Source organism: Nocardia sp. NPDC058497 (genome assembly GCF_042720195.1).
GTDB lineage: Bacteria > Actinomycetota > Actinomycetes > Mycobacteriales > Mycobacteriaceae > Nocardia.
The window spans coordinates 14,959-39,016 of record NZ_JBHXMY010000004.1 but is presented as its reverse complement, the minus strand read 5'-3'; the positions used below and the strand labels follow the sequence as shown (position 1 = coordinate 39,016).

Sequence of the window (24,058 nt, the reverse complement as noted above, 5' to 3'; positions counted from 1 at the left end):
GTCTGCCGCTGTGGCTCTCTCTCGCGCTGGCGGGGGGCTCTGGGGCGCTCCGGGGGGGGCGCCCCCCCCCAGCCGCCGCGACCGACGCCGCCGACGGTGAGGTCACGGTGATCGTCGCGGAGTAGCTCTCGACCGCTCGCCTACCGGGGGTTGTCCCTGGTAGGCGAGCGCTGCGGCATGCTCCACAATCAACCGTCGGCCGCTAGACTCGAAGCGACCGACGCGGGCGGCGCGCGGTGCATTCGACCAGGTCGGAGGTGGATACATGGCTATGCCGTTGCCTCGTTCCGACCGCTGGACTGCCGCGGATCTCGATCAGATGCCCGATGACGGTCTGCGATATGAGGTGCTGAATGGTCAGCTCGTCGTGAACGCCGCGCCGAAGCCCCGGCACCAGTGGCTGATCAAGAAGTTGAGTCAGGTGCTCGACGCGGTCGTTCCGCACGATCGGGTAGTCCTCGACGGAGTCGGCATGCTCATCGGCGAGGACGAACCGATCCCCGATGTCATGGTCGTGCGAGGCCCGATCGACTGGGACGGCCGGGGAATCCCTGTCGGCCAGGTAGAACTCGCCGTCGAGGTCGTGTCGAAATCGACCACCTTGCAGGATCGGATGGTGAAGCCGGTGCTGTACGCGCAGGCCGGCGTCCCGGTCTACTGGCGTTTCGAGATCAACCCGTTCAAGAGTCAACTTGCCGACGAGCGATTGCCGGTGTTGTTCGCTTACGCCCTTGGCCCGGGCGGGGAATACGAACAGACCCATCGAGTATCGGCAGGGAATCCGGTGACATTGCGGGCACCGTTCGAGGTCACCGTGGACCCGGGCGCATTGCTCCCTCGCTAGCCCGACTCAGGCCGCGGTTGCGGCCCCGGATAGGGCTCGCCGACAAGTGTCGAGCGCGTGTGATGGCTAGGTGGGCTGGAGCAGGTTGCTCAGGCCGTCGAGGAGTAGATCCAGGCCGAAGGTGAAATCGGCGGTGCCGGAGTGGGTTCCGTTGATGACCAGCGAGGCCAGGGTGTGCATGTGGGGGTGCGTTTCGGTGGGGATGAGGGGGAGGAATTGGGTTGCGGCCGAGGCGTATTCGGAGGGGTCGAGGGGGAAGTTGATGGCTTGGAGGGTGAAGCCGTAGATGTGGCTGTCCAGGGCGTTCCAGGCTCGGTCGGCTTGTTCGTAGGTGAAGCCCGCGGTGATCAGGCAGCCGAGGGTGGCGTCGATGTAGCGAAGCATGGCGGGGCCGACGTTGACGCGGGAGCCGAGCAAGCCGGTGGCCCAGCGGTGGCGTAGCAGGACCTGATGGGCCGAGGTGGCGCGGTGGCGGAGTTCGGATCGCCAGTCGCCGCCGGCTTCGGGGACGTAGATCTCGGCGACGACCAGGTCGATGATGCCGTCGAGGAGGTCGTCCTTGTTGGCGACGTGGTTGTACAGCGACATCGCCTCCACGCCGACGGCCTTGGCGAGCCTGCGCATCGAGAGCGCGTCGAGCCCCTCCTGGTCGGCGAGCTCGATCGCCGCGCGCAGGACTCGTTCCCTGGTGAGCGGGGTGCGGGGCGGCATGGCGAATCCTCCTTGACCTACTTACGGCGTAAGCGTACCGTCTGGCAGGAGATACTTACGCTGTAAGTGCGAGATGAGGGACGCTCATGACCGATGTGGATACGGCTTCGATGACCGCGTGGGTAGCGCCTCGGTATGGCGGGGGCGAGGTGTTGCGGGCCGAGATCGTGCCGAGGCCGGTGCCGGGGGAGCGGGATGTGGTGGTCCGGGTGTGCGCGGCGTCGCTGTGCAGCGGGGATCTGCATCTCCTCAACGGGACGCCGTATCTGCTGCGGCTCGGGTTCGGGCTGCGCAGGCCCAAGCGGCGGATGATCGGGCAGAACCTGGCGGGCGAGGTCGTGTCCGTCGGCGGACTCGTCACCGAATTCCAGGTCGGTGACCGGGTATTCGGCGAGGTGCCCAGTGGCGCGTTCGCCGAATACGTTCGCGCCGATGCCAGTTCGTTCGCGGCAGTTCCCGCCGAGCTCAGCATGGAAGAGGCTGCCGCGATACCGGATTCGGGGATGACCGCGTTGCAGGGTCTGCGCGATGTCGGCAAGGTCGGACCGGGACAGCGGGTGCTGATCAACGGTGCGTCCGGCGGGGTGGGCAGCTTCGCGGTACAGATCGCGAAGATCCTCGGCGCACACGTGACCGCGGTGTGCAGCACCCGCCACCTCGAGATGGTGCGGCGCATCGGCGCGGACATCGTTGTCGACTACACCGTCGACGATTTCACCCGGACGGACGTCCCGTACGACGCGATCTTCGACCTGGCAGGCAACCGTACGCTGCGCGAATACCGCCGCGCGCTCACCCCGGAAGGCGTCTACATCTCCTCCGCGGCCGCACCGGGCGACAACTGGCTCGGCCCGATTCGCTGGCTGGGTTCGGTCATCCTGGCCAACCTCTTCACCCGCCAGACCCTGAAACCACTACTGATGCGCCCCACCGCCGCCGACCTGAACCACCTGGCGGCTATGGCGGCCGACGGTTCCCTCCACCCGGTGATCGAACGCCGAGTTCCCTTGCCGGAAACACCATCCGCCATCACCGCCTTCGCCGAAGGCCACGCCTCGGGCAAAACCGTGCTCATCGCAGTGGACAACTGATCACCACGCTGTGGTGGCGGCATCGCGCGAGAGTCGAACGCCACCACAGCGTGGTGATCTTGATCGATCGTCTTGCGGCTCAGTGGAATAGGGCGGTGGGGTCGATCGTGTTTGCCATGGCCGCGGCGCCTGCGTCGTTGAGGTGCATGCCGTCGCCGGTGTCGAACTCGGGGCGGATGTAGTCCGGTCGCTCCGGGTCGGCGACCGCGCGATCGACATCGAAGATCGAGTCGAAAACGTCAGTGCTGCGGAGCCATTCGTTTACCGCGTGGCGGGTTGGCTGGGTTTCCAGCAGGGGCATGCCTGGGTAGACGCAGCCCGCGTACGGGCCGATGGTGGCGGCGTGGATGCGGAGTCCGGCCGCGTGCGCGCGGGCGGCCAGCTCGGTGAATCCGGCGATGAGATCCTCCGCGGTCGCCGACGGCTGACCGCCCATCGCACCGAGGATGAGATCGTTGATGCCGAAGTTGACCAGGACATCGGTGACACCCGGCACCCGGAGTGCGTCGGATTCGAAACGGCCGAGACCGGATTCGCCGATCTGCTCGGCGGTGAGGCGGTTGCCCGCGATGCCGTTGTTGACCACCCAGCCGCGGGTAAGCCGGGAATTGAGCACGTCGACCGAGCGGCGATTGGCGCTCAGGGTGGTACCGACGCCTTCGAACCAGGAGTCGCCGAACGCCACCGCGACCGGCGGCGGATCCGTCACCAGCACATCGATCCCGGTCACGAAGAACCGGAAAGGAACCTCCTGTGCGTCGGTGAGTTCCACGTCGGCGGTGTGCTCGCCGGGGACCAGGTAGGCGATGTCGGTCGGCTGATGGGCGAAGGTCGCGAGCCCGGTCGAGGTGGGCAGGTACAGGCTGAGCAGCAGGTCCTCGCCCGCGGTGACGGGCAGTTCGATCGGATCGCTCACCAGCTCGGCGCCCGGATCGATGGTGAACGCCGCCGCGCCGTCGAACCTGATCTCGCGATCGGTGTCGGCGATGACCGCCGAGCTCTCCTTGCGCTGCGCGATCCGCGCGGCCCCGATCCGCAGGGGCGCGGTGCCGTAGCGGTTGGTCAACCGGACCCGCAGCGCGTCGCCGCCACCGGCCAGGCGTATGACGTGGCGCACCGTCTCGTCGCTGAACTCCCGCGATTCGGCGAGCTTGATCTGCTCGTTCGGGTCGATGACACCGGTCCGGAACCCGGCGACCCACGTGTTGTCCTGCATGATCACTCCAATATTTGCCGTGAGGACTATTGCGTATGCATAGATTTACTCCGAGGTATTCCTCGTGTCAACTATCCGCACGGCAAATATCGGCTAGGGTGGTGTTCATGTCCGTGCACGAACTGTTCGACGACCCCCGGCTGACGATTTCCGGCCTGCTCTTCGAGGCCAACAGCGGCCTGGTCGCGAAGCTGGAGCCGACGTGGAAGGCGCACGGTCTGTCCGGCCTCGATCTCAATGCCCTCACGCGCTTGAGCCGATCGCCGGAGCTGCGGCTGCGCATGTCCGACCTGGCCGCCCAGACCGAGCTGTGGGGGCGGGGGGGGGGCCCGGGGGGGGGGTGGCGGGGTGGGCGGGCGGGCGGGGGGGGGCTCCCCCCCACCCCCCCCCCCGCCGACCGGCGCAGCGCCTACGCGGTGTTGACCGACGCGGGGGTTCGCCGCCTCGAGGAAACTCTCCCCGACTATCTGGCGGCCCTGGAGCGATGGCTCACCGGTCTCCTGACTCCCGCGCAGCTCGACGGCTTGGTCACCGGCCTCCGCGTCATCCGGGATGCCACCAACCCGGCGGCCACGGCTGTCGCCGACCGGACCTGAGCGTTCTAGGGCTGAGTGGCCTCGGTGAAGCGGGTGGCGAGGGTGCGGAGGTGGGTGATGAGTTCAGGGGGTTCGTTGACTCGGAAGGGGAAGTCGAAGGAGGCGATGTAGATGGCCAGTTCGGTGAGGTCGTTGGCGCCGGTGCGGAGGAGACAGGTTTCGGGGTCGAGGGGTTCGATTACGCCGACGGTGGGGGCGATGCGGTCGGCGGCGGCAGCGGCGGGGACCGCGAGAGTGATGGTGGCCTGGTAGCGATAGGGGGAGGTGGTGATGCCTCGGGTGAGGTAGCCGCCCAGGTCGAGGTCGGGGGCTTCGCGGGGAGTGAAGCGCGGGCCGGTGGGGATGCGCGGGGTGAGGCGGTCGGCGCGGTAGGTGCGCCAGTCGGCGCGGTCGATGTCCCATGCGATGAGGTACCAGTGGCGGCCGGTGTGGGCCAGGCGGTGGGGTTCGACGGTGCGCAGTGTCGCTGTGCCGTCGTGGGTTCGGTAGTCGAATCGGAGGCGATGGTTGTCGCGGATGGCGCCCGCGACGGCGGTGAGGACATCGGGATCGACGGGAGTGGTGGCGGCGGAGACCGTGACGGTGACCGAGTGCAGCACGCTGACCCGGTGGCGCAAGCGTGACGGGAGGACCTGCTCGAGTTTGGTGAGTGCCCGCAGGGAGCTGTCCTCGATACCGGCGACGGTGCCGCCCGCCGCGGTACGCAGGCCGATGGCGACGGCCACCGCTTCGTCGTCGTCGAGCAGGAGCGGCGGCAGCTTCGCGCCCGCGCCGAGTCGGTAGCCGCCGACGCCGGGCGTCGCGTCGACCGGATAGCCGAGTGCGCGCAGCTTCTCGATATCGCGGCGCCCCGTGCGCGCGTCGACGTCCAAGCGCTCGGCGAGTTCGGTGCCGGTCCAGTCGCGGGGAGTCTGCAACAGCGACAGCAGGCGGAGCAGGCGACGAGATCCAGCGATTCCGTATCGACATTCCGCAACAGCAACTCGACGACCTGCGCCACCGGCTCGACACTGCGCGCTGGCCCGCCGCGCTGCCCGGCGACGACTGGGACACCGGTGTGCCGACCCGCTACCTGCGTGAGCTCGTCGACCACTGGCGCACCGGTTACGACTGGCGCGCCGAGGAAGCGAAACTCAATGCGCACGAACAGTTCACGACCGTGATCGACGGACAGCGCATCCACTTCCTGCACGTGCGCTCGGCCGAACCCGATGCGGTGCCGCTGCTGCTGACACACGGCTGGCCCGGTTCGGTCGCGGAATTCCTCGACCTGATCGGCCCGCTGACCGACCCCCGCGCACACGGGGGCGACCCGGCCGACGCTTTCCATGTGGTGATCCCGTCACTGCCCGGCTTCGGGTTCTCCGGACCGGTCACCGAGGGTGGGTGGACCGTGCGCAGGATCGCGCGAGCGTGGGCCGAGCTGATGACCCGGCTCGGATACCAGCGCTTCGGGGTGCAGGGCGGCGATATCGGCGCGGCGGTGAGCCCGGAAGTGGGGCGGGTGGCGCCGGATCGGGTGATCGGCGTGCACGTCAACGGTGGCGCTGGCTCGTTCCCGCAGCTGCCGCTGTCCGAGGAGGTCATCGCGAGCCTCACCGAGCTCGAACGCGATCGCATCCGGCGGATCGAGGCGTTCATGAACGAGGAGTTCGGCTACATCGCCGTGCAGTCCACCCGTCCGCAGACTCTCGCCTATGGGCTGGTCGACTCGCCGATCGGGCAGCTGGCGTGGCTCCTGGACAAGTTCCGGGAGTGGACGCACCCGCGCGAGACGCTGCCCGACAAGATCATCGATCGTGATCGGCTGCTGACCAATGCGATGATCTACTGGCTCACCGGCACCGCGGGGTCCGCGGGCTATGTCGGCTACGCGCAGCCAGGGGAATGGGGTGCGGTGCCGGAGAATTCAGGCGTGCCGACCGGTGTACTCGTGCTCGCCCACGATGTGGCGATCCGCCGCTTCGACGAGGCGGAGAACACCATCGTCCGCTGGAATGACGTCGATCGGGGCGGGCACTTCGCGGCGCTGGAGGAACCGGAACTGCTCACCACCGATGTGCGTGAGTTCTTCCGCACGCTGCGCTGACCATTCGGTGAGTTCGCCTGCCGAGCGCCAGGATCGGCGTTCGGCGGTGAGCACCGGGTCAGCGCGCCGTCGGCGGGGCGATCTGCCAGTGCTGGTTCAGCGCGCCCGCGATCTCGGGGAGCACGGTGATCGGGATTCGCTTGGCGCGCAACATCTCCCGGATCTCGGTCACCTGTTCGCGTTTGCGCATGTCGTAGGCGCCCGCGACCGGGCCGACCACCGGCGGGATGGACAGCAGGACCAGTTCGTCGGTGGTCTCGCCGGTCAGGTCGAGCGCCAGTGCCCAGCGGGACCGCTCGTCGAGGGTGAAGCGGCCGCCGACGACGCGGTCCCACGGCACCGTCGCCGAACGGAACGGGGTCCTGGCGTAGATCGCGTGCTCGGTGAGCTCGACGACATCACGCACGAACAGCGCGACCCCGGCCGCGACCCCGGCGATCGCGCCGACGAGGATCCCGGTGACGACCCGGTTCACCCCGAACATCGCCAGGAACAACCCGACGACGCCCGTGGTGGCCAGCACCCCGATCAGGCAATAGAACAGGCTCCGACCAGCGGGCACGACACCGGCACGCACGACCGCCATGCGAACCTCCCTCTCCACGACTCGCGGCCCACCCTAGCGGTGGTCACCGCGCCGCGATCACGAGCCGAGCGAAACCGCCGCTTCGGAGGTCTCCACGAGGAAGGTGAAGGACTCCTGGAAGTACAGCTGCACGGTCTCGGCGTCGTGGCTGAGGTAGCCGATCGACAGGTCCTGACCGAGTGCCAGCTCGAAGTCGCCGCCGCGGGTGGTGAGCGCGAAACCGCCGCTGATCGCGGGCGCCCAGATGATCTCGCCGTCGATCAGCCGCTCGATGTGGGTGCGGATCGGGTGGCCGTGATCGGAGGTCTCGCTGACCTGCGTGTACAGCTCGGCGCTGAGCACCACCGAGTACGGGCCCTGCACACCGGCCAGGCGCAGGCCGGTGAGCGCGTGCGAGATCGCGTCGGGAATGTCGACGACATTGCTCGGTAGCTCGACCGGTTCGTTGGAGGCGGCCTCGCGAATGCCGGCGATGCCGGCGGCGGCGTAGCTCTCGAAGATCGCGCGGTCCTCGGCGAAGGCGATCTTCTGGGCGGCGGCCTTGAGGTTGTCGAAGTCGGCGTCGCCCGCGCCGCGCTCGATATCGTCGAGTTCCTGGCGGGACAGGGTGAACGGCACGCGGAGTTCGATCAGCGGCTGCACCACCCGCTGATGCGCCTGGACACCGTCGTCCGGGGAGGAGATCTTGGTCAGCCTGCCGCGGTTGAGCGCCGAGTAGGCGACACCGTGCGGACCCGAGACATCCACGACCCGGCGTCCGGCGATATTGCGCTTGAACGTGCGGGTGGCTTCCTCCTCGATCTGCGCCCAGGCCTCGTCGGTGATCGGCGCGAGTTCGCGATGCAGGTTGTTCATCAGATACTCCTTTTCATCGAGCCGATGGCGAGCGAGCCGGTAGCGGCGGCGCCCGCCGGTTCCACCGGGGTGAACACGGGCAGCGAACCGGAAATTTCTTCGGTGGCAACGGACTCGGGAGCATCCGGCAGATCGTCGAGGAATTCGACGGTGGGAGTGAAGAACAGCGTGCCGGTGACCGCGAACGAGAAGTCGAGTATGCGGTCGTAGGCCGCCTCGCCGGTGCCGAGGAACATCCGTTCCAGCATGCGCTCGGTGACGCTCGGGGTGGCGGCGTAGGCGATGTAGTAGGTGCCGAACTCGCCCTGGCCGACGGTGCCGAACGGCATGTTGGCGCGCACGATCTGGCGTTCGGTGCCGTCGGGGTCGACCAGGGTGTTCACCGCGACATGGGAGTCGGCGGGCTTGATGTCGTCGGGCAGTTCGAAGTCGCCGAGCTTGGTCCGCCCGATCACCCGCTCCTGCTCCTCGGTCGAGAGCGCGTTCCACTGGTCGAGCGGGTGGGTGTACTTCTGCACGATGACGTAGCTACCGCCGGTGAAATCCGGGTCCTCGTCGCCGATCAGCGCCGCCGAGACCGCCGCGCCGCCCTCGGGATTCTCGGTGCCGTCGACGAAGCCGAGCAGGTCGCGCTGCTCGAAGTACCGGAAGCCGACGGTCTCGTCGACGATGGTGGCGGCGCCGCGCAGGCGCTCGCCGATCGCCATGGCGAGTTCGAAGCAGGCGCCCTGGGTCTCGCCCTTGATGTGGAACAGCAGGTCGCCCGGGGTGGTCGGCGCGCTGTGGACCGGCCCGTTGTAGCCGGGGAATTCGTGCAGCTCAACGGGTTTGGGGCCGGTGAAGAGCCGGTCCCAGGCCGTCGAGCCGATCGAGGTGACACAGGTCAGGCCCTCGCCGGGCACCCGGAAGCCCACCGAACGGCGCAATCCGGAGATGTTCGACAAGAGGTCGCGGACCGCCGGCTCGCCGCCCTCGTCGATGGTGGCGACGAGGAAGATGGCGGCCGGCGTGAGCGGTTCGAGGATCGGCTGTGGCTCACCCATGCCGTCCAGAGTAGAGCGCCGCGCAGACAGGTTCGCGGCACGCCCTCGCGTGTCAGCGGCCTTGTGGCAACCCTTATTTGGCGACGGTCAGCAGAAAGGCCACGTCATCGATGGCTTTGACGCTGTGCCGGGCGCGCGGGACCACGATGAGATCACCGGCCGAGCCCTTCCATTCGTCGGTGCCCGCGATCAGGATCAGCGTGCCGGTGAGGACCTGGATCGTGGCATCACCCGCGTTGTCGTGCTCGGCCAGGCTCTGGCCCTCGGTCAGGGCGACGACGGTCTGCCGCAGCACGTGAGTGTGGCCGCCGATGACGGTCTGCGAACTCCGGCCGCTCGTCGAGGTGGCCGCCAGCTTCAGCTGTTGACGGGCCACCGCGGTCAGCGATTTCTTGTCCATGACATCGCGCCTTTCGCAGGCTCTCGCGGGCTGGTACCCAGGAGTATGCCCGAGACCGTGCCCGCGGTCGGGCGTTTGCGCCGACCGTTAGCCAAGCGTTGTCAGTGCCGGGTGTAGTGGCGAATGCGGTACCGGAGACCGGTTTTCGACTCCTGCCACGGGGTTTCCGGTGCGTGCCACTCGGGCCCGATGGCCGGGGCGAAGGCATCGCCCTCGACGGTCGTGTCGACCTCGGTGACCAGCAGCGATGTGGCCAACGGGAGCGCGGCGCGGTAGATCTCGCCGCCGCCGGCCACCCACACGTCGACATCGCCCGCGATCGCCAGCGCGTCGGGCAGTGAGCCTGCGCGTTCGGCGCCCTCGGCTGCCCAATCAGTCTGGCGGGTGACCACGATGTTGCGGCGCCCGGCCAGCGGACGGAACGAGGCGGGCAGCGAATCCCAGGTGCGCCTGCCCATGATCACCGGGTGACCCATGGTGGTGTCCCGGAAATTGGCCATGTCCTCGGGCAGGCGCCACGGGATGGTGTTGTCGACACCGATGACGCCGTCGGCGGTCTGCGCCCAGATCAGGTTGATACCGCGACTCACACCGCCACCGGCGCCTTGATGGCCGGGTGGTGCTGGTAACCGGTGAGCTCGACGTCCTCGTAGCTGTAGTCGAACAGGCTCGGCGCCGCGCGCAGGTGCATGGCAGGGAACGGGTACGGCTCGCGGGCGAGCTGTTCGCGCACCTGCTCGACGTGGTTGTCGTAGATGTGCACGTCGCCGCCGGTCCAGATGAACTCACCGGGTTCCAGTTCGGTCTGCTGGGCCATCATCAGCGTGAGCAGCGCGTAGCTGGCGATATTGAACGGCACGCCCAGGAACAGGTCGGCGCTGCGCTGATACAGCTGGCACGACAGCTTGCCGTCGGCCACATAGAACTGGAAGAAGGCGTGGCACGGCGCCAGCGCCATCTTGTCCAGATCGGCCACGTTCCAGGCCGAGACGATCATCCGGCGCGAATCCGGGTCGGTGCGCAGGGTGTGCAGTACGTGGGCGATCTGGTCTATGTGGGTGCCGTCGGGGGTGGGCCACGACCGCCACTGCACGCCGTAGACCGGGCCGAGCTCGCCCTTGTTGTCGGCCCATTCGTCCCAGATGGTGACGCCGTGTTCGCGCAGCCAGGACACATTGGAGTCGCCGCGCAGGAACCACAGCAATTCGTAGACGATCGACTTGAGGTGGACCCGCTTGGTGGTGATCAGCGGAAAGCTCTCGGCCAGGTCGTAGCGCAGCTGATGACCGAAGATACTGCGGGTTCCGGTGCCGGTGCGATCGGCTTTGGGCGTGCCGTGCTCCAGCACGTGCCGGAGCAGGTCCTCGTACTGCGTGTCAGGGGTGGCCACGCCTGGCGATTCTACGGTGCACGACACCTGGCAAGCTCTCCGCGTATGCGCAAGCTCTACGTGATCGGCATCGGTGCCGGAGACCCCGACCAGGTGACGATGCAGGCAGTCAAGGCCATGCGACACGCCGACGCGTTCTTCGTCATCGGCAAGGGCGCCGAAAAGCAGGAACTGGTCGACGTGCGCACCGCGATCCTGACCGAGCACGTCGCCGGACCGCACCGGATCATCGAGATCACCGACCCGCCGCGCGACCGCACCCCCGACGACTACGCCGGTGTCGTCCAGGACTGGCACGAACGCCGCGCCGAACTGCTCGAGGCCGCGTTCGACGAGGTGGACGGGGTCGGCGCGATCCTGGTGTGGGGCGATCCCGCGCTCTACGACAGCACCCTGCGGATGGTCGAGCACGTGCTGGCCCGCGGCCGCACCAGCTTCGACTACGAGGTGATCCCCGGCGTCACCAGTGTCGCCGCGCTCGCCGCCCGCCACCGCGTGGTGCTGCACCGGATCGGTGAGCCCGTCCACGTCACTACCGGCCGCCGGTTGCGCGAGGAAGGCCTCGGCGCGGGCTCGACGGTGGTGATGCTCGACGGCGACTGCTCGTTCACCGAGATCCCCGGCGACGACGTGCACATCTGGTGGGGCGCCTACCTGGGCATGCCCGACGAGACCCTGATCGAGGGCCCGCTGCGCGAGGTGGAACAGCGGATCGTGACCCGCCGCGCGGAACTGCGCGCCGCCAAGGGCTGGATCATGGACGTCTACCTCCTGCGGGGCAGGTGAGCGATAAACTGGCCGGGTGCCCGAGCTACCGGAGGTAGAGGCGCTGGCGCAGTTCCTGCGGGACCATGCGGTCGGCGCGGTGGTGGGGCGTGTCGACGTGGCCGCGTTGAGCGCGGTGAAGACGTTCGACCCGCCGGTCACGGCGCTGTCCGGGCGTGATGTCACCGGGGCGGGGCGGTGGGGGAAATTCCTCGGGATGGATTGCGGTGGGCTGTGGTTGATCACGCACCTGTCGCGCGGTGGCTGGCTGCGGTGGGTCGACGAACCGAATCCGTTGCCGCCCAAGCCCGGTGGTAAGTCGCCGCTGGCTTTGCGGGTGCACTTCTTCACGCCGGAGGGTGCGACGCCCTCGATCGATCTCACCGAGGCGGGGACCAAGAAGCGGCTGGCGGTCTATGTCGTCGACGATCCGAAGGCCGTGCCCGGGATCGCGCGGCTCGGGCCGGACGCGCTGGCGGTGACCGAGGACGAGTTCGCCGCGCTGCTGCAAGGCACGTCGCAGCGGATCAAGACGGCGCTGGTTGATCAGACGCTGCTCGCCGGAATCGGCAACGCCTACTCCGACGAGATCCTGCACACCGTCAGGATCTCCCCGTTCGCCACTACGAAAACGATACCGGCGGAGAAGGTTTCGCAGTTGTACACCACCATGCGCGAGGTGCTGCTCGATGCCGTCGACCGGTCGGTCGGGCAGGACGCGGCCCGGCTCAAGGGCGAGAAGCGTTCGGGCATGCGGGTACACGCGCGGACCGGGCAGCCGTGCCCGGTCTGTGGTGACACCGTGCGCGAGGTGTCCTACGCGGAGCGGTCCTTCCAGTACTGCGCCACCTGCCAGACCGGCGGCAAGGTGCTCGCCGACCGGCGGATGTCGCGTCTGCTCAAGTAGCTCACCGTTTGTCGCGCCACGCCTCCAGTAGGCGCAGCCAGAACTCGCTGACCGCGGGAAACGCGGGGACCGCGTGCCACAGCGTCTCCAGCGGAACCCGGCCGACCACCGCGATGGTGGCCGCGTGCAACTGTTCGCCCATGTCGGGGCCGACGAAGGTCGCGCCGAGCAGCCGGTCGGCGGCGGTGTCGACGACGAGTTTCGCGCGGCCGTGGAAGTCGTCGCGGGACAGGGCCGAGCCCGCCACGGCGATGTCCAGCTCGACGGTGTCGACGGTGTGGCCCGCGGCGCGCGCCTCCTTTTCGGTGAGGCCGACGGAGGCGAGTTCCGGTGTGGTGTAGACGACCTGCGGTATCTGCTGATGGTCGGCGCTCGCGGTGTAGCGCATGCTGTCCAGGGACTTGCCCTCGGCGCGGGCGGCGATCACGTCACCGCACACCCTGGCCTGGTACTTGCCCATATGGGTCAGTGCCGCACGGTGATTCACGTCGCCGACGGCGTAGAGCCAGTCACCGGGCACACCGCGGACGGTCAGCTGGTCGTCGACCTCGACATAACCCGGAGGCAGGCCGACCGCGTCCAGGCCGAGTGCTTCGGTGGCGGGCGTGCGGCCGGTGGCGACGATCAGTTCGTCGACCTCGATCTCCCCGTCGTCGAGAACGATGGTGACCGGACCGCCGTGGATGCGGCCGACGCCGGTGTCCTCGGGGTCGCGCCGGGAGACGAGGTGCGGTTCGGTGTGCAGCCGGACCGTGACGGCGCCGGTATCGCGCAGACCCCGCAACACCAGCTCGGCGGCGAAGGGTTCGGCGCGGGGAAGCAGGCGGTCGCCGCGGACCAGCATGGTCACCTCTTCGGCGCCGAGTTCGGCCAGCCAGGTGGCGGCCTCGCAGGCGACCACCCCGCCGCCGATGATCGCGACCCGGCGGGGGACCACGGTCAGGTTGGTGGCGTCGCGGGAGATCCACGGCAGTGCCTCGCGGACGCCGGGTATGCCGGGGATCGCGGCGGCGGTGCCGGTGGCCAGCACGACCGCGTGCCGGGCGCGCAGGCGCTGGACACCGTCGTCGGTGACGACTTCGACGAGCCGTTCGCCGACGAGCCTGCCTGCCCCGCGGATCGGGTCGATACGGGCGGATTTCGCCCAGTCGACCTGGGAGGTGTCGTCGTGGTGATGCACGAAGGTGTCGCGGCGCGCGAGCACGTCGGCGACCTGCGGACCGCTCGCGGACAGGCCGGGCATCGCCTGGCCGAGACCGAGCACAGCGCCGGTACGCAGCAGCGCCTTGCTGGGGATACACGCCCAGTAGCTGCATTCACCGCCGAACAGTTCCCGTTCGACGAGCGCGGCCGTGCGGTCGCTGCCCGCGATGGCGTAGGCGGCGGCGTTCTCACCCGCCGGGCCCGCGCCGAGGACGATGACGTCGTATTCGGCGTCGGTCACTGCAGATAGCCCTCGACCTCACGCGGGGAACGCAGCGCGGTGTCGTCGGGTGACTCGGCGGAGCCGTAGCGGGCGCGGCGCTGCCGCAGCAGATCCCAGGCCTGGTCGAGCATCACTTCCAGCTGGGCCAGCTGCTGGCGTTCGGCGACGGGATCGATCTCGCCGGCGATGGCCTTGGCTCGCAGGGCGTGCTCGTCGTCGACCAGCTGTTTGATTCGCGCCAGAATGTCCTGATCGTTCATGTGCTCACCGCTTCGATGGTCGGAGGGTAGTGCCTGAACCGTGACCCGCGCGGGGTCTCGGTCCATGCTACGACCGTGCCGGTGGATCGGGCTGTGCGGCGGCGAGGCAGTCGGCGGCGATCGGCATGGCTTCGGCCAGCTCGGCGGCGGTTAACGCCGTGTAGCCGATCGCGACTCCGAACCGGTGTTCTTCGGCCAGGTGGTGGCGGGCCAGGCCGTCCAGCAGCACGCCGCGGGCGCGGGCAGCGGCGACGGCGTGCTGTTCGGCGGCGGCATCAGGGAGCTCGACGACCACGTGCGAGCCCGCGTCGTCGCCGACGACCGGAAGCCCGCGGCGGGCGAGTGCGTCGACGACGAGCGCGCGGCGCGGCGGCACGACCCGGCGCAGGCGGCGCAGGTGCCGGGCCAGATCGCCGTGCCGGGCGAACTCGCCGAGCACCCGCTGACCGGCAGGGCTCGGGGCGGTGCCGGTGTGGGTGCGGTGGGCCAGCACCGCGTCGGCGATGCCGGGGCGGGCGACGAGCCAGCCGACGCCGAGGGTGGTGGCGATGATCTTGCTGGTGGTGCCGAGGTGCACGACCACGTCGGGCGCCATCGAGGCCAGCAGCGGCAGTGGCGCCGAGTCGTAGCGCAATTCGCCGTCGTAGTCGTCCTCGATGACGAAGATGCCCTTCGCCCTGGCGAATTCGATCAGCTCGACCCGGCGGGCCGCCGGCATTCTGGCGCCGAGTGGAAACTGGTGTGCCGGTGTGCAATACACCGCGCGCACGCCCGCCGGAATCAGGTCGACGCGCAATCCGTCGCCGTCGACGGGTACCGGTAGCACGCGCACACCGGCCGCCTGGAACGCGCCGACGGCCCGGAGATACCCGGGGTCCTCGATCGCGACGGTGTCGCCGGGGCGCAGCAGTGCCGAGGCGAGCTCGCCGACGGCGGAGCTGGTGCCCGCCGTCGCCAGCACCACCGAGGCGGCGCCCGCGGCCAGCCCGCGATGCCGCAGCAGGTGCTCGGCGACCGCCGCCCGGAATTCCGGCTCGCCCGCCCGGTCCTTGCGGGTATCGGCCGGGTGGTCGCCCGCCGCCCGCCAGGCACGTCGCCAGGCGGCCGGGTCGACGGCGTCCGCGCACGGCGCACCGGGGCGGAGATCGAGCAGACCGGCGTCGGGGTCGGCGTAGTCGCCCGGATCTGCGCTGGGTGGCGCGGCCGCGGGGGCCGTGCTCAGGTAGGTGCCGGAACCGCGCCGCCCGGTGAGCCAGCCCTCCGCGTGCAGCTGGTCGTAGGCGGTCGACACCACCGCCCGGCTCACCCCGAGCCGCTGCGCCAGCGCGCGCGAGGACGGCAGCCGGTCGCTGACGCGCAGTACTCCGCCGGTCGCCGCGGCCCGCAGGGCATCGGCTACCTGCACCGACAGCGGTTCGGCGGTGGTCCGGTCGAGCGGAATCGGAAGGTCGTCGAGCATCGCCCACCTCGAATTGGCCTGTTGATCTTCTGTCGAATTGGACCTATTCACGGTCCATTTCTTCGGCGAAGCTCATCTTATGACCACGCACGACGCCACCAGGACCCCTTTGTCGCCGACTCCGCGCACCACGCTGACCCGTGCCAAGGAACGCGGCAGGACCGACCGGGCCGAGCTCGACGCGGTGCTCGACGCGGGCCTGGTCTGCCACCTCGGTGTCCTGCTCGGCGGGTCGCCCGTGGTGCTGCCGACCGTCTACGGCCGCGCGGGCGACACGCTCTATCTGCACGGTTCCACCGGCGCGGGCAATATGCGTGCCGCGATCGGCACCGACATCTCCGTGGCGGTGACGCATGTCGACGGGCTGGTGTACGCGCGCTCGGCCATGCACTTCTCGATGAACTTCCGGTCCGCGGTGATCCGGGGCAGGGCGGTGCTGGTCACCGACGAGGCCGAACGCGACAACGCCCTGCGGGTGATCGTGGAGCACGCGGCGCCGGGGGCCTGGGATCGGGTGCGCCCGCCCAGCCGCAAGGAGATGGCGGCGACGATGGTGCTCGCGCTCGATCTCACCGAGGCCTCGGTGAAGGTGCGTGCGGGCGGTCCGAAGGACGACGAGGCCGATATCGAGACCGGTGGGGTGTGGGCGGGCGTGCTGCCGTTGCGACAGGTATGGGGTGAGCCCGTCACCTCCGCCGACCTCGAACCGGGCGTCGAGGTACCCGACGATGTCGCGTCGCGGGTGACGCCGAGCCCGGTCGTCGTCGGCTGACCGCTCGCCGCCGGCTCCGGTCGTCGGCTGACCGCCTACCGCCGACGCGGATCAGTGGCCCGAGGCGCCCAGCGCCATCAAGTCTTTGGCGGAGGCCTCCGGCAGATACGCCTTGGTCAGCGCGATCCCGATCCGCGGCAGGTCGGCCTCGTCGCGATAGCACAGGAACACCGGTTCGTGGCGGGGCCGGAACTTCGCCTTGAACGCGTGTAGCGACCGGAAACCGTAGTACGGCTCCATGGCGGCGCCGAGCCCTTCGAGCAATCGATCGATCGGCTCGGTGCCGTCGGTGGCCGCGCTGCGGGCGAGCGGGGCGCCGGAGAGCGAAATGATCTCGGCGCCTTCCTCTTTGAATGTCTGGCAGGCGGAGGCGATCAGGAATTCCACCACCGGGCGGAAGCCGCCGGGCCGCCTGCGCATCATGTCGAGGGTCCAGCCGCGGATCTCGCCGCCGGGCGCGTACACCGGCAGCCACGAGGTGACGCCGTGCACGCAGCCGCCCGCATCGATCGCCAGGCCGACGCGGACTGCGGGATCCAGCGCCTCCTCCACACCGCCGAGCGTGAATCCCATTTCGGGTAGGCCCTTTTCGCCGACCCACTCCTCGGAGATCGCGCGCACCTGTGCCAGCACCGCGAACGGCTCCTCGGCGAGGTGGACCATCCTGAAATCGATGCCCTCCTTGTTCGCCTTGTTGATCGCGGACCGGATGTCTTGCCACGCCTTGCCTTTGAACTCGAGCTGCGCGAGGTCGACGATGGTGTCCTCGGCGATCTGCACACTGCGCCAGCCGAGTTCGCCCGCCAGGTCGGCCACGGCGTCGGTGGTGGAGAACAGGCACGGCACCAGGCCCTCGGCCTCGCATCGATCGGTGAAGCGGGCGATGGTGTCGGGCAGCAGATCCGGTGGGCCGACCGGGACGGTCAGCGCGATGACAGTGCCCGCGTGCCGTTGATAGGCGACGTAGCGTTGACCATCGGCGGCGAACCAGTACTTGTTCTCGGGCCAGGTCGTCATCCACGACATGGTGCTGCCGCCGTAGCGGGCGAGCAGGTCACGCACCGCGGCGCCGGGGTCGGCGCCCGACAGCGCGCCGTCGGTGATCTTGCGCCGGGCCGGCACCCGGAACGCGCCGCGGCCGCCGTAGAGCAGCGCCACCTCGCCCGCCCACAGCAGGGCGGTGCCGACGGTCACCGCGCCGGTGGTCTCGTAGTCGGCGCCGATGGCCACGCCCAGCGTGATCAGGGTGAGCACCACGTGCAACGTGCCGTAGGCGACGGCGACCCACCACGCCCAGCGCCGTCCCTTGCGCAGCTGATCGGCGATCGCCGCGATCACCACGACCGTGAGGATCGTGCTCCACAGCGAGCCGCGCTCGTTCTCGGTCGGCCCGAGCAGGCTGTCGGCGGGGAAGAAATACACCAGCACCGAGACCGCGGCGATCAGCAGCAGGCCGATGGACCCCAGCATCCGCACCTCGCGCCGGGTGCGCGGCCAGAACCCGTGCTCGGTGCGGCTGAACAGCTTCTCGCCCAGGGGAAACCACGCCGCGAGCGCGAACACGTGCATGAGATCGGCGAAGGTCGACTCGAATAGGAACGTGATCGACACGTGCGCCACCAGCACCGCGCGCACCCGCAGCCGCCACGGTGAACGCAGCGTCGCCGAGACCGCGGCGAGTGCCGCGATGGCCGCCGTGGTGAACCCGACGTCGCGGACCTCGGCGAGCCGGTCCGCCCAGCCGAGGTGGGTTGGCACCAGCAGGCCGACCGTCACCGAGGCGCCGAGGACGCCGATCAGGTGGCCGCTCACACACACCAGCGCGGTGCGCGCGGTGCCGAGCCGCCACTCGGTCCAGCCGACGGCGAGCGCGAAAAAGAGTGCCATCATCACGTATTGGACGGGGGTCAGACCGAAGAACCAGCCCGACAGCGGAGTCCACCACTTGCCCTCGGTGAGGGCGAGCCAGCCGTAGGCGATGTCGGGGAACCAGGACCTGGCGTCGAGCCTGCGCCAGAGGCCGCCGGTCGCGATGCCGAGGATGGCGACCAGGACGAGGAAGGCGATCGTGAACGGCACCCGGCGGAGCACGGTGCCCGCTACGGCGAGCGCGCCCGGTTCGGCGGCGGCTGCGTTGTCGTTCATCGATCCACCTTTGCTGCGAGTGCGGCATCCGGGCGCGGTGAAGATCTCTGTGTACCGTAGGTCATCGTGGCCGCTTGCGGCCCCCGGTTCGGCGTTGACGTGCATCTATGGACGTGAATCTATGGAGGTCGCGATGACGAGGGTTGGCGAATTGTCGTTGCTCAACGGGTGGCTCCCGGTGGTGCTTCCGTTGCTCGGCGTGCTGGGTGCGGTGTGGTTGCTGTTCCCCCGCGCGCATCGCTATCGAAGGGCGGCGATGCCGGTCGCCCTGCTGGCCGCCGCCGTCCTGACCGTCGCGCTGTACCTGTTCGTGGAAGAGGTATGGCAGCTGTACCCCGACCCGATCGGGTTGTCGGTGTACATGCTGATCGCGATCGGCGTGGCCGCGGTCCTGCTGATCGTCCCGCGGATTCTGGTGCGCCGGACGGTGTGGACCGGGGTGGTGACGGCCCTCGCGGCCGTCGCGGTGCTGGTGGCGGTCGGCACCGGGATCAATCTGAGGTACCCGTCGTATCCGACGGTGGGTGCCGTGCTCGGGATCGACGACGACGTCAAGCGGGTCCACGCCGATCAGCTGACCCTGCGAGAGCAGGTGATCAGCGGGCGGCCGCTGGAATCGGTGTGGTCCGCACCCGGTGGACTGCCCAAGGGCGGCGAGGTGCTGACCGCGGCCGTGCCGCCGACCGCCTCCGGTTTCGCCGCCCGGGAGGCCCAGATCTATCTGCCCCCTGCCTATTTCGCGGATCCGCGGCCGTTGCTGCCGGTCTTGGTGCTGCTCGCGGGCGAACCGGGGACATCGCAGGACTGGTTCGCCGACGGCAGGCTGACCGAGACCCTGGATGAATTCGCCCGTGCGCACCGCGGTCTCGCGCCTGTCGTCGTGGTCGCCGACGGCACCGGCGGTCAGCTGGAGAATCCGCTGTGCCTGGATTCGCGGCTGGGCGATGTGGCCACCTACCTGGCCGTCGACGTGCCCGCCTGGACGAAGGCGAACCTGCAGATCGATCCCGATCCGCGGGCCTGGGCAGTGGGTGGACTGTCCTCCGGCGGCACCTGCGCGCTGCGACTGGCGACCAACTATCCGCAGGTCTATCCCACCTTCCTCGACATGTCGGGCCCGGACGAGCCGACCCTCGGCGACCGGCAGCGCACGGTCGATGCCGCCTTCGGTGGCGACACCTCCGCGCCGCCGCGGGCCAACCCGCTCGATCTGCTCGGCCGGACCTACCCGGATTCCGCGGGCGCGTTCGTGGTCGGGGCCGACGACGAGCAGTACCGGCCGCAGGTCGAGCGGATGTTCCACGCGGCCAAGGCCGCCGGCATGGATGTCCGGCTGCAGATCGTGCCCGGTGGGCACGACTTCGCGGTGTGGTCCATCGGGCTCCGCGTTCAACTTCCCTGGCTGGCGACACGACTCGGCATCGCGCCGTGACGGGCGAGCAGCGTGGCGAAGGCGAGTAGCCACGCGCTCCACAGGAGGTAGCCGAGGAAATTGGTGAGCCCGGCGGACTCGACGCCGAGCGGAACCAGGACGACGGTGGTCTGCTCGGCGCGGAATTTCGCCAGCGCTTCGGTCGCGGGCAGTTGCAGGACGTCGGGGTAGTCGAACGACACACCCAAGCCGGTGAACGCGAGGTTCATCAGGATCGGGGCGGAGATCAGCAGCGTGAGGGCGGGCCATGGCTTGGTGCGCATGAGAGATCCGTTCTGGCTGTACGGAGTACAGATAGCTGTACGGGGTACAGTCCAGCGCATGCCGGACGGGAAGTCAACAGGTCAGCGGGGTGTGCCGCGGCCGACGCGGCGGTCGTTCACCGAGGAGCAGGTCGTCGACACCGCGCTCGACCTGCTCGACGACGGCGGGCCGAGCGCCCTGTCGATCCGGGCCGTCGCCGCGCGGCTCGGGGTCAACCCGAACGCGGTGTACACCTATGTCGCCAGCCGCGCGGACCTGGAGGGCGCGGTGATCGAGCGGGTGCTCGCCGCGGTCCCGCTCGGTCCGCTGTCCGATCCCGGCGTCGAATGGACCGCCGCGGTCATCCAGTTCGCCCTCGGGCTGCGCGACCAGCTGCTCGCGCATCCCGCGGTCGCGACGCTGATGATGTCGGGTCCGACGAACGGACCGGCGGCGCGCGATGTCGGCGAGGCGATGTTCGGCTGCCTGGCGCGCGGCGGTCTGCCCGCGCGGACGCGGGCGCACGGGGTGTACGCGGTGATCGTGCAGGTCCTCGGCGCGGTCGCCCTCGAGGTGGCCGAGACCGACGGAAAGCCGCCACTGCCACCGGAATCCGAGCGCATCGCCCAGCGGCGGGCCGCCCTGGACGATGTCGACGCTGCGCGTTGGCCGCGCACCGCGGCGCACCTGGACGAGATCGCCGCGTGGAACTCGGTGGATCAGTTCGTATGGGGATTGCGGGTGTTGCTCACCGGGATGACGGCGGCCTGATCACCACGATGCGGTGTGGAGGTCGGCGGTGGGTTCGTCACGATGTGGGCGCGGGCCCGGCGAGGTTCGTCGCGATGTGGGCGTGCGGGCCCGGTGGTGGGCTCGGCGCGATGGCGCGCTGGTCACCGGGGTCATCAGGCGCGGCGCACTGGTGGCGGTGTGATCACCAGGGCGCGGCGAGCAGCCCTGCGGCGGCACAGGCGCGACCTGTTGCGGCGTCGAGTGTTTCGCGGTCGTAGGACAGGCTGACCAGGGCCAGCGTGTAGGTGTCGCCGAGCCGGGACAGGTAGCCGGAGAGCCGGGTGCGGGGGTACTCGGTGAGGCCTGGGTGGATGGCGCGGGCCGCTACCCGGCCGCAATGGTGTGTGCCGACGGTGCGCAGGGACTCCGGGAGCGTTCCGATGTTGGAGCACAGGATGTCTCGTTCACCCGCGCCCTTGCTCAGGGCATAGGCCCAGCGGTCGGGGAGTACCTGGAGGATCTCCTCGGGCAGGCCGGCGGGGCTCGACATGCGGCGTAGGTATGCGGTGCGGGCCTTGTCGCGGATGGTCGCGGCGGTGTCGGAGCGGTCCATCGCGATCTCGGTCATGGCGAGGTCGTTGTCGACGCGCGGTTCGTCGCGGGTGTCGACGGGCAGGCTCGCGGCGATCTCGGGTCGCTGGAATCCGGTCTCCCACAGGATGTTCGCGACCAGATGGATGAACTGGCTGTTCGGGGTTCCGCCGGATGCGGCGGCGGTGGCGTCCCACTCGGCGGCGTCGAAGGTCAGCAGGGTGCTGTGGAGGACTCGACCACGCAACGGGTCAGGAGTGCTGGTGGCTGGTGGTCGGGGAATTCCCCGCCGCAGGGCGCGTGCGGTGCCGCCGATGATGGTGGTCCACTGTGTCCGGGCATCGGCCCAGTCCGAAGTCGTTGTACTCCAGCGCTGTTCGCTGGTGCTCGTGTTCGGTCCGGAGCCCGTCCGCGCCTGCCATGTCGTGCGCCGCGGGGGAGCGTCCGTGGGCGAAGTTTGTGCGGACGACTGGGTGGTCGTGCCATGACGCGGAAGTGGTGACGACACGGTGGCGGTGGTCGGCGCGGGCGGCGGTGTGGATACGTCGCAGGCCGCGAGTGTTGGTGGGGGCGGTGTGGCGGCCGATTCTGTCGTCAGGACCGGCGGATGGGTGGCGCCCTCGGCGAGTTCATCGAGGGCGGCGGCGACGGCGTGGATGAGGCCGCGGGCGTCGGCGAGGACGTGCGAACAGGTCAGGGCGACAACGGTTCCGCCGTCTTTCAGTGGCGCGGAGGACAGGCGCCAGCCGGGGGCGAACTCGGGGTCGAGGTCGGTGCCGAGGGTGTCGGCCCAGGGAAGGATCTCGTCCGCGGGGAGCGGTGAGTCGATGTGGTCGAGGGGATGGGCCCTGGTGTTCGGCCGCCAGGCGCGGCGCGCTCCGGGGACCCGGGCGCGGACCACCCGGCGGCCGAGGTCGCCGACTCGCAGGCGGTCGTGAATCGCCTGCAGCAGTGCGGGTTCCATCGCGTCGTCGGTGCGCCACAGGCCTTGGAGGGCGATGGGCGTGCCCATCCCGCGATGGGTACGCAGGAAGATCTCGTCGACGACGGTGAGCCGGTCCGTCACCGGTGTTCGGCGCTCCCGTGCCTGCCCGCGCCCGCGGCGAAGCGGGCGGCGCCGTCGAGCGCGCCGTCGGTGAGGGCTTTCAGTCCGTGCTGGAATTCGATCCGCATCGCCTCGTCCTCGGGGTGGCCGTGCTGGTCGTAGAGCGCGGCGCGGTCCGAGCGCAGACAGGTCTGGGGGAGGACGGCCAGTTGCGCGGCCAGTTCCTCGGCGACCCGGCGGGCTTGGCCGGGCTGGACGACGCGGGTGACCAGGCCCATCTGCAGCGCTTCGGGCGCGCTCACGGCTCGCCCGGTGAGGATCATGTCCAAGGCCCTGCCCTCGCCGACGATGCGCGGCAGGCGCACCGTGCCGCCGTCGATGAGCGGCACGCCCCAGCGGCGGCAGAAGACGCCGAAGGTGGCGTCCTGCTCGGCGATGCGCAGATCGCACCACAGTGCCAGCTCGAGGCCGCCCGCCACGGCGTAGCCGGAGACCGCGGCGATCACCGGCTTGGACAGGCGCAGGCGGGTCGGGCCCATCGGGCCGTCGCCGTCCTCGGTGGCCTGATTGCTGTTCTCGGTGCCCAGCGATTTGAGGTCGGCGCCGGCGCAGAACGTGCCGTGCTCGCCCCACAGCACCCCCACCGAGGCGTTCGGGTCGGCGTCGAACGCGCGGAAGGCGTCGGCCAGGGCGCGGGCGGTCGGGCCGTCTACTGCATTGCGGGCTTCGGGGCGATCCAGGATCACCGTGGTGACCGGGCCCACGTGTTCGACGCGTACAGGCATCTTTCGACCATACGGCCAGATGCCTCTTGTGTGAAGAGGTGAATCGGTGGTTCACTTCTTCGTATGGTGTACCGCAGGACCCCGGCCGTGCAGGCCCGGCTCGACGCGCAACGGGCGCTGATCGTGCAGGGCTCGACCAGGGTGCTCTCTCGTGACGGGTTCGCCGGATTGTCGATGGCCGCGGTCGCCGCGGAGGCGGGCGTCGCCACCGGCACCGTCTACAAGCAGTTCGAGAACAAGGCCGAGCTCGTCGCCGCGGTGTTCGAGACCGTGGTCGCCCGTGAGGTCGACGCGGTGCGCTCCGCCGTGGCCGAGGGTGATGTCCTGCAGCGGGTCAGCGCGGCGGTGGAGACCTTCGCCGGGCGCGCGCTCAAGAACCCGAAACTCGCGTACGTGCTGCTGGCCGAGCCGGTCGACGCGGCCGTCGACGCGCAGCGGCTGGAGTTCCGGCGTGCCTTCGCCGCGTCGTTCGAGTCCGCGATCGCGCACGGCATCGCCGAGGGCCGCCTGCCCGCGCAAGACCCGTCCGTCAGCGCCGCCGCACTCGTCGGCGCGATCGGTGAGGTGCTGGTCGGTCCGCTGGCCGCGGCACCGCACGCCGAGACCGTCATCCCCGAATTGGTTGCTTTCGCCGTGCGCGCCCTCGGTGCGCGCCCGGAATCGTCGTAGTCGAAG

At 69.6% G+C, this 24,058-nt stretch carries 26 protein-coding genes; 10 read left to right on the top strand and 16 right to left on the bottom strand.

The genetic code is table 11. The features are described 5' to 3' along the window. The first annotated feature begins 265 nt into the window (after positions 1-265). Complete coding sequence (locus ACFWPJ_RS00965; RefSeq protein ID WP_378845662.1) at positions 266-844, top strand: Uma2 family endonuclease; 579 nt, start codon at positions 266-268, stop codon at positions 842-844. Positions 845-910: 66 nt separating this feature from the next. Here the strand turns inward: ACFWPJ_RS00965 and ACFWPJ_RS00960 are convergent, their stop codons facing one another. Beyond that, positions 911-1,555, bottom strand: coding sequence for a TetR/AcrR family transcriptional regulator C-terminal domain-containing protein (locus ACFWPJ_RS00960; protein WP_378845660.1), 645 nt, complete (start codon positions 1,553-1,555; stop codon positions 911-913). An 86-nt stretch (positions 1,556-1,641) separates the two neighbouring features. Between ACFWPJ_RS00960 and ACFWPJ_RS00955 the strand changes: the two genes are divergently transcribed. Beyond that, on the top strand, positions 1,642-2,646 hold the full coding sequence (locus ACFWPJ_RS00955) for an NAD(P)-dependent alcohol dehydrogenase (RefSeq protein WP_378845659.1): 1,005 nt from the start codon (positions 1,642-1,644) through the stop codon (positions 2,644-2,646). 79 nt (positions 2,647-2,725) lie between these two features. On the opposite strand, the gene ACFWPJ_RS00950 is transcribed toward ACFWPJ_RS00955, so the two are convergent. Continuing rightward, positions 2,726-3,862 carry a GDSL-type esterase/lipase family protein gene (locus ACFWPJ_RS00950; RefSeq protein WP_378845657.1) on the bottom strand — a complete coding sequence of 379 codons (1,137 nt, stop codon included), beginning with the start codon at positions 3,860-3,862 and terminating at the stop codon, positions 2,726-2,728. A 107-nt stretch (positions 3,863-3,969) separates the two neighbouring features. Here ACFWPJ_RS00950 and ACFWPJ_RS00945 point away from each other — a divergent pair, with 107 nt between their 5' ends. Then, positions 3,970-4,458, top strand: coding sequence for a MarR family transcriptional regulator (locus ACFWPJ_RS00945; RefSeq protein WP_378845656.1), 489 nt, complete (start codon positions 3,970-3,972; stop codon positions 4,456-4,458). Between the two features lie 5 nt (positions 4,459-4,463). Here ACFWPJ_RS00945 and ACFWPJ_RS00940 read toward each other — a convergent pair whose 3' ends face one another. Continuing rightward, positions 4,464-5,414: a helix-turn-helix transcriptional regulator gene (locus tag ACFWPJ_RS00940; RefSeq protein ID WP_378845665.1), complete on the bottom strand. Its 951-nt coding sequence runs from the start codon at positions 5,412-5,414 to the stop codon at positions 4,464-4,466. On the opposite strand from ACFWPJ_RS00940, the gene ACFWPJ_RS00935 reads away from it, so the two are divergent. After that, entirely contained in the window at positions 5,405-6,547 is a 1,143-nt protein-coding gene (locus ACFWPJ_RS00935) for an epoxide hydrolase family protein (RefSeq protein WP_378845663.1), read from the top strand. The genes ACFWPJ_RS00940 and ACFWPJ_RS00935 overlap by 10 nt on opposite strands. Positions 6,548-6,605: 58 nt before the next feature. Here the strand turns inward: ACFWPJ_RS00935 and ACFWPJ_RS00930 are convergent, their stop codons facing one another. The 6 genes from ACFWPJ_RS00930 to ACFWPJ_RS00905 all read right to left on the bottom strand — a co-directional run bounded on the left by ACFWPJ_RS00930 (position 6,606) and on the right by ACFWPJ_RS00905 (position 10,821). Next, positions 6,606-7,133 carry a hypothetical protein gene (locus ACFWPJ_RS00930; protein ID WP_378845654.1) on the bottom strand — a complete coding sequence of 176 codons (528 nt, stop codon included), beginning with the start codon at positions 7,131-7,133 and terminating at the stop codon, positions 6,606-6,608. A gap of 57 nt (positions 7,134-7,190) precedes the next feature. After that, the gene (locus tag ACFWPJ_RS00925) at positions 7,191-7,988 is read right to left on the bottom strand and encodes a family 1 encapsulin nanocompartment shell protein (RefSeq protein ID WP_378845652.1); all 798 of its coding nucleotides are present in this window, start codon (positions 7,986-7,988) and stop codon (positions 7,191-7,193) included. Beyond that, positions 7,988-9,031 (bottom strand): Dyp-type peroxidase, encoded by a 1,044-nt coding sequence (locus tag ACFWPJ_RS00920; RefSeq protein WP_378845650.1) that lies wholly within the window; start codon positions 9,029-9,031, stop codon positions 7,988-7,990. The genes ACFWPJ_RS00925 and ACFWPJ_RS00920 overlap by 1 nt, the downstream gene beginning before the upstream one ends. 73 nt (positions 9,032-9,104) lie before the next feature. After that, complete coding sequence (locus ACFWPJ_RS00915; RefSeq protein ID WP_378845648.1) at positions 9,105-9,431, bottom strand: cupin domain-containing protein; 327 nt, start codon at positions 9,429-9,431, stop codon at positions 9,105-9,107. Between the two features lie 101 nt (positions 9,432-9,532). Then, positions 9,533-10,021 carry a dihydrofolate reductase gene (locus ACFWPJ_RS00910; RefSeq protein ID WP_378845646.1) on the bottom strand — a complete coding sequence of 163 codons (489 nt, stop codon included), beginning with the start codon at positions 10,019-10,021 and terminating at the stop codon, positions 9,533-9,535. Next, positions 10,018-10,821, bottom strand: coding sequence for a thymidylate synthase (locus ACFWPJ_RS00905; RefSeq protein ID WP_378845645.1), 804 nt, complete (start codon positions 10,819-10,821; stop codon positions 10,018-10,020). Before ACFWPJ_RS00905 ends, ACFWPJ_RS00910 begins: the two co-directional genes overlap by 4 nt. Before the next feature lie 45 nt (positions 10,822-10,866). Between ACFWPJ_RS00905 and cobF the strand changes: the two genes are divergently transcribed. Both cobF and ACFWPJ_RS00895 read left to right on the top strand, forming a co-directional pair. Next, positions 10,867-11,607: a precorrin-6A synthase (deacetylating) gene (gene cobF, locus ACFWPJ_RS00900; protein WP_378845643.1), complete on the top strand. Its 741-nt coding sequence runs from the start codon at positions 10,867-10,869 to the stop codon at positions 11,605-11,607. Between the two features lie 16 nt (positions 11,608-11,623). Then, entirely contained in the window at positions 11,624-12,493 is an 870-nt protein-coding gene (locus ACFWPJ_RS00895) for an Fpg/Nei family DNA glycosylase (protein WP_378845642.1), read from the top strand. A gap of 1 nt (position 12,494) precedes the next feature. Here the strand turns inward: ACFWPJ_RS00895 and ACFWPJ_RS00890 are convergent, their stop codons facing one another. The 3 genes from ACFWPJ_RS00890 to ACFWPJ_RS00880 all read right to left on the bottom strand — a co-directional run bounded on the left by ACFWPJ_RS00890 (position 12,495) and on the right by ACFWPJ_RS00880 (position 15,638). Further along, entirely contained in the window at positions 12,495-13,937 is a 1,443-nt protein-coding gene (locus ACFWPJ_RS00890; protein ID WP_378845640.1) for a dihydrolipoyl dehydrogenase family protein, read from the bottom strand. Next, positions 13,934-14,179, bottom strand: a complete 246-nt coding sequence (locus tag ACFWPJ_RS00885) for a DUF2630 family protein (RefSeq protein WP_378845639.1) — start codon at positions 14,177-14,179, stop codon at positions 13,934-13,936. Before ACFWPJ_RS00885 ends, ACFWPJ_RS00890 begins: the two co-directional genes overlap by 4 nt. Before the next feature lie 67 nt (positions 14,180-14,246). Next, on the bottom strand, positions 14,247-15,638 hold the full coding sequence (locus ACFWPJ_RS00880; protein ID WP_378845638.1) for a PLP-dependent aminotransferase family protein: 1,392 nt from the start codon (positions 15,636-15,638) through the stop codon (positions 14,247-14,249). 79 nt (positions 15,639-15,717) lie between these two features. Between ACFWPJ_RS00880 and ACFWPJ_RS00875 the strand changes: the two genes are divergently transcribed. After that, positions 15,718-16,410: a pyridoxamine 5'-phosphate oxidase family protein gene (locus tag ACFWPJ_RS00875; RefSeq protein WP_378845637.1), complete on the top strand. Its 693-nt coding sequence runs from the start codon at positions 15,718-15,720 to the stop codon at positions 16,408-16,410. Between the two features lie 51 nt (positions 16,411-16,461). Here the strand turns inward: ACFWPJ_RS00875 and ACFWPJ_RS00870 are convergent, their stop codons facing one another. Further along, a complete protein-coding gene (locus tag ACFWPJ_RS00870) occupies positions 16,462-18,555 on the bottom strand; it encodes a bifunctional lysylphosphatidylglycerol flippase/synthetase MprF (RefSeq protein WP_378845635.1) in 2,094 nt (697 codons plus the stop codon). 133 nt (positions 18,556-18,688) lie between these two features. Here ACFWPJ_RS00870 and ACFWPJ_RS00865 point away from each other — a divergent pair, with 133 nt between their 5' ends. Beyond that, positions 18,689-19,987, top strand: coding sequence for an alpha/beta hydrolase-fold protein (locus tag ACFWPJ_RS00865; protein WP_378845634.1), 1,299 nt, complete (start codon positions 18,689-18,691; stop codon positions 19,985-19,987). Here ACFWPJ_RS00865 and ACFWPJ_RS00860 read toward each other — a convergent pair. Further along, positions 19,945-20,250 (bottom strand): hypothetical protein, encoded by a 306-nt coding sequence (locus ACFWPJ_RS00860; RefSeq protein WP_378845633.1) that lies wholly within the window; start codon positions 20,248-20,250, stop codon positions 19,945-19,947. The two genes, ACFWPJ_RS00865 and ACFWPJ_RS00860, sit on opposite strands and share 43 nt — an antisense overlap. Before the next feature lie 58 nt (positions 20,251-20,308). On the opposite strand from ACFWPJ_RS00860, the gene ACFWPJ_RS00855 reads away from it, so the two are divergent. Further along, on the top strand, positions 20,309-21,001 hold the full coding sequence (locus tag ACFWPJ_RS00855; RefSeq protein WP_378845632.1) for a TetR/AcrR family transcriptional regulator: 693 nt from the start codon (positions 20,309-20,311) through the stop codon (positions 20,999-21,001). 163 nt (positions 21,002-21,164) lie between these two features. Here ACFWPJ_RS00855 and ACFWPJ_RS00850 read toward each other — a convergent pair whose 3' ends face one another. Together ACFWPJ_RS00850 and ACFWPJ_RS00845 are read right to left on the bottom strand one after the other, a co-directional pair. Beyond that, positions 21,165-22,619 carry a hypothetical protein gene (locus ACFWPJ_RS00850; RefSeq protein ID WP_378845630.1) on the bottom strand — a complete coding sequence of 485 codons (1,455 nt, stop codon included), beginning with the start codon at positions 22,617-22,619 and terminating at the stop codon, positions 21,165-21,167. Continuing rightward, entirely contained in the window at positions 22,616-23,383 is a 768-nt protein-coding gene (locus ACFWPJ_RS00845; RefSeq protein ID WP_378845629.1) for a crotonase/enoyl-CoA hydratase family protein, read from the bottom strand. The genes ACFWPJ_RS00850 and ACFWPJ_RS00845 overlap by 4 nt, the downstream gene beginning before the upstream one ends. 63 nt (positions 23,384-23,446) lie before the next feature. On the opposite strand from ACFWPJ_RS00845, the gene ACFWPJ_RS00840 reads away from it, so the two are divergent. Beyond that, a complete protein-coding gene (locus ACFWPJ_RS00840; protein WP_378845627.1) occupies positions 23,447-24,052 on the top strand; it encodes a TetR/AcrR family transcriptional regulator in 606 nt (201 codons plus the stop codon). Positions 24,053-24,058 lie beyond the last annotated feature (6 nt).